General features: G+C 67.0%; 6 protein-coding genes and 3 pseudogenes. 4 read left to right on the forward strand and 5 right to left on the reverse strand.

Annotation, left to right across the window (positions count from 1 at the left end):
• The first annotated feature begins 326 nt into the window (after positions 1-326).
• Positions 327-1,391, forward strand: a complete 1,065-nt coding sequence (locus tag ACIPSE_RS46390; RefSeq protein WP_401676084.1) for a DUF6292 family protein — start codon at positions 327-329, stop codon at positions 1,389-1,391.
• A gap of 45 nt (positions 1,392-1,436) precedes the next feature.
• Here ACIPSE_RS46390 and ACIPSE_RS46395 read toward each other — a convergent pair whose 3' ends face one another.
• Positions 1,437-3,161, reverse strand: a complete 1,725-nt coding sequence (locus ACIPSE_RS46395) for a DNA/RNA helicase domain-containing protein (protein WP_401676086.1) — start codon at positions 3,159-3,161, stop codon at positions 1,437-1,439.
• Positions 3,162-3,671: 510 nt separating this feature from the next.
• Between ACIPSE_RS46395 and ACIPSE_RS46400 the strand changes: the two genes are divergently transcribed.
• On the forward strand, positions 3,672-4,637 hold the full coding sequence (locus ACIPSE_RS46400) for a protein NO VEIN domain-containing protein (protein WP_401676088.1): 966 nt from the start codon (positions 3,672-3,674) through the stop codon (positions 4,635-4,637).
• 585 nt (positions 4,638-5,222) lie between these two features.
• On the opposite strand, the gene ACIPSE_RS46405 is transcribed toward ACIPSE_RS46400, so the two are convergent.
• Both ACIPSE_RS46405 and ACIPSE_RS46410 read right to left on the reverse strand, forming a co-directional pair.
• Positions 5,223-5,741 carry a hypothetical protein gene (locus tag ACIPSE_RS46405; RefSeq protein WP_401676131.1) on the reverse strand — a complete coding sequence of 173 codons (519 nt, stop codon included), beginning with the start codon at positions 5,739-5,741 and terminating at the stop codon, positions 5,223-5,225.
• A 2-nt stretch (positions 5,742-5,743) separates the two neighbouring features.
• Positions 5,744-5,827, reverse strand: a pseudogene (locus ACIPSE_RS46410) (IS5/IS1182 family transposase); the annotation flags it as partial.
• A 206-nt stretch (positions 5,828-6,033) separates the two neighbouring features.
• On the opposite strand from ACIPSE_RS46410, the pseudogene ACIPSE_RS46415 reads away from it, so the two are divergent.
• Both ACIPSE_RS46415 and ACIPSE_RS46420 read left to right on the forward strand, forming a co-directional pair.
• A pseudogene (locus ACIPSE_RS46415) lies at positions 6,034-7,210 on the forward strand (IS110 family transposase); the annotation flags it as partial.
• 231 nt (positions 7,211-7,441) lie between these two features.
• On the forward strand, positions 7,442-7,711 hold the full coding sequence (locus tag ACIPSE_RS46420) for a hypothetical protein (RefSeq protein ID WP_401676090.1): 270 nt from the start codon (positions 7,442-7,444) through the stop codon (positions 7,709-7,711).
• Positions 7,712-7,869: 158 nt separating this feature from the next.
• Here ACIPSE_RS46420 and ACIPSE_RS46425 read toward each other — a convergent pair whose 3' ends face one another.
• Both ACIPSE_RS46425 and ACIPSE_RS46430 read right to left on the reverse strand, forming a co-directional pair.
• Positions 7,870-8,754, reverse strand: coding sequence for a WD40 repeat domain-containing protein (locus ACIPSE_RS46425; protein ID WP_401676127.1), 885 nt, complete (start codon positions 8,752-8,754; stop codon positions 7,870-7,872).
• Between the two features lie 255 nt (positions 8,755-9,009).
• Positions 9,010-9,114: pseudogene (locus tag ACIPSE_RS46430) on the reverse strand (hypothetical protein); the annotation flags it as partial.
• Positions 9,115-9,152 lie beyond the last annotated feature (38 nt).

Consider the following 9,152-nt stretch of genomic DNA (forward strand, 5'->3'; position numbering starts at 1 on the left):
GGGAACGGCGCGACGACATCCACGAGGCCTTCCTCGGCCTCGCCACTTGCCTCATCACCTACCGGCATGTGCAGCGCCTTTGTTAGGACCTCTTAGACCTGGCCCACCATCTCCTGGACGAGCTGGAGTTGATCGAGGCCCTGACAGCGGCCCAGGACGCACGGACCGGCGACGACGATCACCGCTACCGGGCTGCCGTCCGCGATCTCGAAGCCCAGTGGAAGGCTACTACCGCTGACCTCACGCCCACCCGCACCGCATAGCCCGCCCGCCCCTCGCTCGGAACGCCGACGCCGACGCCCTGCCCCACCGACCAGGAGAGAACGATGATCCGCGCCGGACGCCGACAGTACGCCCAGAACAGCGACGACCTCGCCAAGGCGATGGGCATCAGCATCGGCACCTTCCGCAACAAGCAGCCCTACGCCGACGAAGACTTCCCGCCCTTGCTCAGTTCAGAGGGCGCGCGGGTGAAGCTCTGGGACAGTCAGCAGACCGCTGCCCACCTTGCCGGCCGCCCCGTCCCCGCCCTTCCGGACGAGGACGACGACCAGGACCTCCTCGACCGCAACGAGGCCGCCGCCGAGCTCGGGGTCACCCCCAAGACCTGGGACGACTACAAGACACACCCCCAGATCGCCCCTCACCTGACCAAGGTCAAGGGCGTGGAACACTGCCCGCGCCGCATCGTGCAGACCTTCCGCACGGCAAAGGGCGACAGCACAGAGTCCGGGCCCAAGGGCCGCCCCAAGGGCAGCGGCGACATGGTTCCGCGCGACGAGATCTCCACCCGGGTCGGCGCCCTGCTCGACGAAGACCCGACGGTCACCTTCGCGACCGTCCAGGACCGACTCGGCCTGTCCTACGCCACGGTCGCGCGTGCACTGCCACGGTTGCGGGGAGAGCGGATCGCCGACCTGCTGCAGGCCGAGCCGGACCTGACTCCCGAGGACGTTGCTGCCCGCCTCGGCTATCCGACCGCGGTGCAGCGCACGGCCCTGGCCAGCGCCGCCACCGAGCTGCGCGCTCGCCAGGTCCAGCCGTACCTGCAGCGCGTCGCCGATGTCCTGGGTGGCGCCGGCCTGGCCGAGCTGCAGGACGTCACAATGCAGCGACTGGAGGGCGACGTGCTCGCCGCGGCCGTGCTGCTGAGCGGATCCCACGCACCAGCCCTGGTGTGGGACGAGCGCTACGGGTGGCGCACCGCTATCAGCCGGCGCCACCCGATCGGCAAGGAGACTGGCACTCCGCCGGAAGCCGACGGCATTCGGTATCTGAGCGAGGAACTACAGCCCGAACCCGCCGAGTTGCTCGCCGCGCTAACCGATGGCCGGCGTGGCTCCTGGCAGCCCAAGGCGATCCACCCGGCCGGCGCCGCCCTGCAGGGCTGAACTGGCAGCAAGCCTTCCCGCAGGACCGGCCGAAGAATGATCGATTCAAGGCGCATGGGCCGGGAGGATGAGCTGGTTGAGCATGTGGTGGGTGGTGGGGTTGGTGGAGTGGATGCGGGTGGTGTGGGTGCCACGGGTGAGGAGGACGCGGTAGGTGTTGAGGGCGTAGGGGAGGTATTGGGCGGGGGTGAGGTGGCGGAGGTTGGCGTCGCGGCTTTCCTTTGGGTGGGCGGTCCACCGGCCGTCTGTCCAGGTGAGGTCGGGGCCGATGATGACGCCGGAGTGGTGGTATTCGAGGCCTTGGGCGGTGTAGATGCAGCCGATCTGCTGGTGTCCGCCGGTGTGGGTGGCCCAGAGCTGGTTGTGGGGGGCGAGGGGGTTGCCATCGGGGTCGGTGAGGGTGTCGGCGGCGTTCCAGGCTGCTTTCCACGCCCGCGTAGTGGTGTGAGGGCCGGTGGCGGGGACGTCGATGGTGATGTCGAGGGGGAGGGTGGTGGCGCCGCGGGGGCGGGTGCGGGTCCATTGCCAGCAGAAGCCGGCGGTGGTGCGGGCGGTGTGCCCGTCGGCGGTGGCTTGTTCGATCCAGTGCTGGAGCTGGAAGGGGTCCTCGGCGAGGCCGAGGTCGTAGCCGGTGTGTCCGGTCCAGGGGATAGGGGTGCCGTACAGCAGGGCGTCGACCCAGGCGGTGTAGGCGGCTGAGCCGTGGCACCGGAACGAGCCGGTGAGCTCCAGGTGGTGGTGGATCCGGCCCAGGGCCTGGGCGGCTGTGCGGATCTCGTCGACGGTGGTGCCTTCGTCGGGGCGGATGATCTGCCGTTCGTCGAGGAAGATCACAGACAGAGGGACGTGTTCGACCACGGCGGCCAGGTCCGGCGGCAGCGTGCGGGCGCCGCCTCGTTTGATGCGCTGTGCTTCGTCGATGACGAGCGCGCCCGCCTGGCGGGCGGCGCCGCGCAGGGAGCCGGCCGCGGGGAACAGTTCGCGGGCGGCGCTGTGGCCGCGGACGGCATCCAGGAGGTGGGCGCGCAGGGTGCCGGAGGGAGTGATGAAGCGGGGACGGGTCGCGGGGTGGACACGCATGATCCGGCCGAGTAGCCGCACAGCGAGGGCGGTCTTGCCACTGCCCGGACCGCCGCTCACCGTGATGACCGCACCCTGGCCAGCCCCGTCGGGTGCCGTGTCCTGCCCGAGGGCGGGCAAATGGCGGGTCGCGGCTGCACGAATCCGCACGAACGCATCCTGCTGGTCACCCACCAGAGCGAAGGCGCTGTTGCCCTCCAGGTCGGCGCCGACATGGTCGAGCAGCCTGCTGGAGGGTTCCCACCGGATGTTCTCGAAGACCTCCACCTGCCCGGCGTCCGGCGCTGCCAGGTCGGCGCAGCACAGCAGTTCTGCCAGCGCTCCCGCTGGCGCGGACAGATCCTCGGCGGTCAGCACCGGGACGCCCACGTCCGCGCCGACGACGGCCGACAGAGCGGCCCCCTCCTCGGCCGCGGCGTTGTGCAGTACGACCACCGCGCGCACGTCCAGAGGCGGTGCATCCTGCGGACGCCAGTGCTGGAAGAAACTGCGGTAGGCGGCGACCTGGTGGACCGGATGGGCCGTCACCAGACCGTCGCTTCGCATCACCCGGGTGTCGTCGAGAATCCGGCAGGTCTGCCATTGCTTGAGCTCGACGACCACCAGCCCCAGTGTCCCGCCCGGCGCGGCGCCGATCAGGAGCGCGTCCAGGCGCCGCCCACCGCCCGGTGTCCCGTACTCCAGATACACCTGAAGGTCCTTCAGACCGGCCCTCGCCAGCGCCGCGAACAACGGCGGCCAGCTGTTGCGCCAACTCCGCTCCTCTGCGGTCCCTGCAACCCCGAAGCCGACAGCCCGGTACCGGGCTGTGCACCGGCTGATGAACGATGGGTCTTCGATGCGCGCGGCGATGTCACCGACACGGCCTGCAGCCACGCACGCGACCGTTCCCGCTGCTGCCGGCTCTCCCGGAACCGGCGTCGGGACCTGCTCAAAGTCGAGGGAGCGGTGCGGCCCCCCGATCGCTGGTATAGGACTTGGAAACTGGTCGGACACGCACTTTTCCCCGGGTCTTGGCGGCGAACGGCTGCTGTGCATGAACCAGCGGCACGGACGAATCCGATCCACCACCTGCTGATTCCACCTCAACAACTCTGCCATGAGGGTCAGTTGAGCCTGATCTCTACCCTCCGAACAGGCAGGATATCAAAGTATAGAATTTATCGACCACTCGATAACCGAATGCTTATGATGCTCTGCATGAAGAGTTCGACGTTCGTCATGGTCCACGTGGGCCAGAGCACCGAGTCCCAGCGCAATCTCGAGCACGGCATTGAAACGCTCTCCTGGGGCTTCCCGGAGAAGAAGCCTGAGTACGAGGGCGCGCAGCCCCAGTTCGCGGTCCTGGCCACAGGTGCCTCGCCGCGCGTCCAGCTCGAGAACTGGCTGCAGGACACCGCGACTCTCTACCTCTTCCAGGTCCGTGGAGGCTTTTACGAGGGCGAGTCCTGGCACTGGCCCGACGAGGAGGCCGAGAGGCGCCTGAAGTACCCCCAACGCTTCGGCATCGAACCCCTGGCCAAGCTCGACAATGTCCCCCTGGGCCCTGACGGGCCGCTCACCGAATCCGGCAGCGACGCCATCCGCCGCTCCGGCACCGACCGGGGCATGGGCAAGCTCGTCCAGATGCCCGCCCAGCACCTGCTGGAACTCGCCGGCATCCCCTTCGATCCCAACCAGCCTGAAAACGTCCCCCTGGACAAGTCGCCGGGCTTCACCGCCGAGCAGGTCGAAGGCAAGAAGAAGCCCCAGCGCCGCCGCCGCGGAGCCGGCTACATCTCCGACCCCAAGAAGCGCAAGGCCATAGAACTGCACGCCGAAGACCACGCAGTCGCCCACTACGAAGCCGGAGGCTGGACGGTCGAGAAACTGGGCAAGCCCTACGACCTGCGCTGCACCCGAGGCACCGAGGAACGCCACGTTGAGGTCAAGGGCACCACAGGGGCCCCGACGAGCGTGGAACTGACCATCAACGAGGTCCTGCACGCCCGGGACAAGAACACCACCGTCGACCTCTACGTCGTCAGCGACATCAAGGTCGACACCCACACCGACCCGTACACCGCAAGCGAGGGCATGGTCTCGCACTATCCCGACTGGGAGCCGGCAGAGGAGGACCTGCGGCCCCGTAAGTACGAGTACAGGCTCCCGGACCTTACCGGCTGAGTTCAGGCTCCTCGGCCCGCTTACCTACTCCCTGGTGCGGTCAATCCCGCCTCAACCCGGCGCGCCAAGCGGTTGGTGGCTGCCGTCTTGATTCTGTTGGATCGTGGGTGGCGGCCTGCGGCGAGAGGCAGGGTGAAGTCGGCGTGCGATCCGGGGTATGGCGGCTCGGGTGGGTCCGTGCCGATACTCCTGGGGAAGCAACAGCGTGGGTTTCACGTGTAGAACAGCGGACGGCGACAACGACGGTGTGCGGGGGCAATGGCTTCAGCAGGCGGCGGCGGTCGGGAAGTCGCCTTTGACAGGGCTGAGTTCGTCGACAGCTCCGCGGTGCTGCGGTGGGAGACCGGCCGGGGCGGCGTCGGACTGGTGCACTCGCTCATCGATGGCAACGCCAGCCCGCAGACGGTGATCCGCTCCCTGTGCCGACGTCACGGTAAGCGTGTCGCTGACCGGTACGCGTGCGTGGTGGCGGCCCAACCTCGCCGCAACAGCGCCCCGCACCGGACTTGCGATCGTGTCCCGGACGGAGGATTGCGGTCTGCGGATGCTGGCTGGGGCGTGCCAGCACGTTCTGGGCTGTGCGGGTCAGTGCGGTTCGCGGTAGCCGGGCAGGCCCAGCGGCACGGGCGTCGTCCCGGCGCTGGCGGGGGAGTTCTGCAGCACGAGCCGGAACCGCCCGCCGTCGACGGGCCGCAGACCGACCTCAACGCCATCACCGTGACCGGCGGTGAGCGCGGCCAGAGCCGGACCGCGGCTTTCCTCCACGACAGCGACCTGCGGGTGGGAGACGAAGACCGGGCCGAGATCCAGCCGCCGCCCGGCGATCTGCACGGAGAATGCCTCGCACGACACGTGCAGGGACCGCTCCTTGCCCTCGAGGACAGCCCGCGTGGCGGGGATGTCCCGGCCGTTGAGTGCCAGACGCACTTCCGGGAGGAAAGGGCAGATCACGCAGTGCCCCTCTGCGAGGAGACGCGCGACGCGCACAACGACCCGTTCCGTGCGTGGGAGTTCGTCGGGGACAGGGAAGTACTGCTCGCTGTGGCGCTGCACCACCTCCAGATCCTCAAGGAACAACTGCAGCTGCGCGAAGGCGCCGCGCACCGTCGCAGGTACACCAGTGCCACCATCGCGCGCTGGGACGGACGGAGCTTGGAGCGCCGGTCACCTTCACGGGGGACGATCAGCATGGCGACCCCTTAAGAATGCTGGATGTCCGGGAGGACTGGGTGTGGCTGATAGCGACCTGCCGTTGATGGCTCGGAGTGAGTGGCCGCCCGGTCCTTCGGGCCGCTCTGGCTGCTGATTGAGAACTGCGGTCATCGCTGGTTAAGGGCTTGGCGGCGGAGTGTTCCCCGGACCCAGAGGGTGCTGGTGTCTCGGGAACGGAGCGATCATGGTGACGGAACGTCACGAGCAAGTCTGGGTCGGCATCGACGCCGGCAAGGCCCATCACTGGGCGGTCGCGGTCAACGCCGGCGGAGAGAAGGTCCTCTCGAGGAAGGTCGTCAACGGTGAGGACGAGATCCTGTCCCTGATGGTGGCGGCGTGCGAGATGGCCGACGAAGTGCGGTGGGCGGTGGACATCTGCGGCCGGGCCTCGACGCTGCTGCTTGCACTGCTGATCGCCCATGGCCAGAGCGTCGTGTATGTGCCGGGACGCACGGTCAACCGCATGTCTGCGGCCTACCGCGGCGAGGGGAAGACCGACGCGAAGGACGCCCTGGTCATCGCCGACACCGCGCGGATGCGCCAGGACTTCACACCTTTGAGGCTCCCGGATGAGACCGTGGCAAATCCAGCTGCTCACCGCCCACCGGGCCGACCAGATCGCCGACCGGGTACGGCTGATCAATCGGTTGCGCGATGCCCTGGTGGGCATCTGCCCTGCTCTGGAGCGGGCCTTTGACTACTCAGCAGCCAAGGGGCCGGCCGTCCTGCTGACCGAGTTCCAGACTCCGGCCGCCCTGCGGCGGATCGGCGCCAGGCGGCTCGCGCACTGGCTGGCACGACGTTCGGTCCGCAGCGCAGCCGAGGTCGCCGCCCGCGCGGTCGAGGCGGCCCAGTCCCAGGTGACTGCGCTGCCGGGCGAAAAGCGCGCCGCCAAACTCGTCTGCGACCTTGCACATCAGCTCCTCGCGCTCGACGACTGGATCAAAGACACCGACCGCGAGATCCGAGCGTCCTTCCACCTCGACGAGCGCGCCGAAATCATCGAATCCCTGCCGGGCATGGGCTCCATCCTCGGGGCCGAGTTCCTCGCCATCGTCGGAGACCTGTCCAACTACGCAGACGCCGGCCGCCTGGCCGCGCACGCTGGACTGGCCCCGGTCGCGCGCGACTCCGGCCGCCGGACCGGTAACCACCACCGGCCCGAGCGCTACCACCGCCGCCTACGCCACGTCTTCTACATGGCCGCCCAAACCGCCATGATGCGCCCCGGACCCTCCCGGGACTACTACCTCAAGAAACGCGCCGAAGGACTGATCCACGTCCAGGCAGTGCTCGCCCTCGCCCGCCGCCGAGTCGATGTCTTATGGGCCATGCTCCGTGACAGAAGGCACTTCTCACCCCCACCCCACCGGTCCCTCCATCGGCTTGACACCGTCATTGAGACTCACTCCACGAGTGCATGCGGCAGGTCGAGTGCGGCAGGATGGACGACCAACGAGGCCCCCGAGCAACGTGATTGAGACGTCAGACATCTCGATCAACAGCCCGGGGCCTCGCTCGTTGCGCTTCGCGGAACATCACCTGTTCGGTGGCCAACTCGAAGAAGCTCACTGGACTCGGGGAGCGCCCAGATGGCTCGGTTCGTGATCACTGAACACCTGAAAGTGGTTCGTGCGGAGCAACAAGTCGGCCAGCTTTCAAATCAACCGCTGATTTCTGAGGCTGAGGTCATTGAGGGGGAACTTGTCGCTGCCGAACAGGAGGACCGCGCGCCTGACATCGGCTTGATGCGGAGGGCATGGCGCCAGATGAGGGCAGCAGCCGCTCCGGCAACGATTGCTGTGGCAGGAAGTGCGACTGCAGACCTCGTGATCCAACTCGGCCATTTGATCGGCGCGTGACAACTCGTTCTGTCAAGCGGCACAGACAGTTCCTGGACGTCATCGTGGTGAGGAATGAACGCGCCGGAATAACCGACTCCACCGTTAGGCAATTAAGCGGCCAGACCTACTGTCGACCGGCCCATCACCAGGTCGACAGCTGCGTCGCACTGGATAAACTACAAGCCGAATACTGCTACGTCCCGACCGAAACCTAAAACAAAGTCTCCTTCACAATTCACGGCGACAGCTCGAGGGTAATCTGAGACTAGCAGAGCGGTTGATTTTCCCGAGAGTAGATTGCGCACCCGTACGGTCCGATCATCGCTGGCTGTGAAGGCGAAGGGCCTACCGTCGACGATACTACAGGCCACCGCAGTCACCCTCTTGGTGTGCTCGGTGAAGGGTTGGCCTACGGGGCGACCGGTGTTCAGGTTCCATAGCCGTACCGTGTTGTCTAAGAAGCCGTCACTGCCCGTGACAGCTACGGGTGTGCCGTCGATGACCGTGCATGCAACCGCAGTAACTCTGCCTTTATGGCCGGTCATCGGAATGCCGAAAGGCGCCCTCTTCAGCAGATCCCACACACGTACGGAACCATCACCGCTGCCCGTGACAGCTACGGGTGTGCCGTCGATGACCGTGCATGCAACCGCAGTAACTCTGCCTTTATGGCCGGTCATCGGAATGCCGAAAGGCGCCCTCTTCAGCAGATCCCACACACGTACGGAACCATCACCGCTGCCCGTGACAGCTACGGGTATGCCGTCGATGACCGTGCACGCTAACGTCATCACCAGCCCAGTGTGATCGATGAGAGGTTCCCCGAGGGGAGCGCCTGTCGCCAGATCCCACACGCGCACTGTGCCGTTGCCGAAGCCGCTGCTGGTGACCGCGATTGGGTTGCCGTCCAGCAGCGCACACGACACCGCGCTGACTCTTCCGGTGTGGCCAGTGAGGACTCGGCCGATCGGGGAGCCGGTGGTCATGTTCCATACCCGCACTGTTCCGTTGTCGCTGCCGGTGACGGCGACAGGAAGATCATCGAGCTTGGTGCATGCCACCGCCAGCACCTTGCCTGTGTGACCGGCAGTGGGCCATCCTGTCGGATTGGTAGGGGACAAATTCCACACTCGAACCGAACTGTCATCGCTGCTGTGACGACCGCTTCCGGTGACTGCGACGGGGCTTCCCTCCAGGACCGCACACGACACTGCGCCGACCGTGCTGGTGTGTCCGGTGAGGGGTTGGCCGAGAGTCCGGCGTGAGTGCAGGTCCCACACCCGCACAGTCCCGTCGTCGCTACCGGTGACGGCGACCGGTTTTCCCTCCAGCACTGCACACGACACCGCGGAAATTCGGTCCTTGTGACCGGTGAGAGGTTGGCCGACTGCACAGCGCGAACGCAGATCCCACACTCGCACGGAACGATCGATGCTGCCGCTTGCGGTGACGGCGACGG

The sequence above is a fragment of the Streptomyces sp. NPDC090106 genome, from assembly GCF_044747265.1.
Lineage (GTDB): Bacteria > Actinomycetota > Actinomycetes > Streptomycetales > Streptomycetaceae > Streptomyces.

What these genes read in the sequence shown, in the direction of transcription:
- ACIPSE_RS46390 (WP_401676084.1), top strand. Translation starts at nt 327, where the DNA reads ATGATCCGCGCCGGACGCCGACAGTACGCCCAGAACAGCGACGACCTC.
- ACIPSE_RS46400 (WP_401676088.1), top strand. Translation starts at nt 3,672, where the DNA reads ATGAAGAGTTCGACGTTCGTCATGGTCCACGTGGGCCAGAGCACCGAG.
- ACIPSE_RS46420 (WP_401676090.1), top strand. Translation starts at nt 7,442, where the DNA reads ATGGCTCGGTTCGTGATCACTGAACACCTGAAAGTGGTTCGTGCGGAG.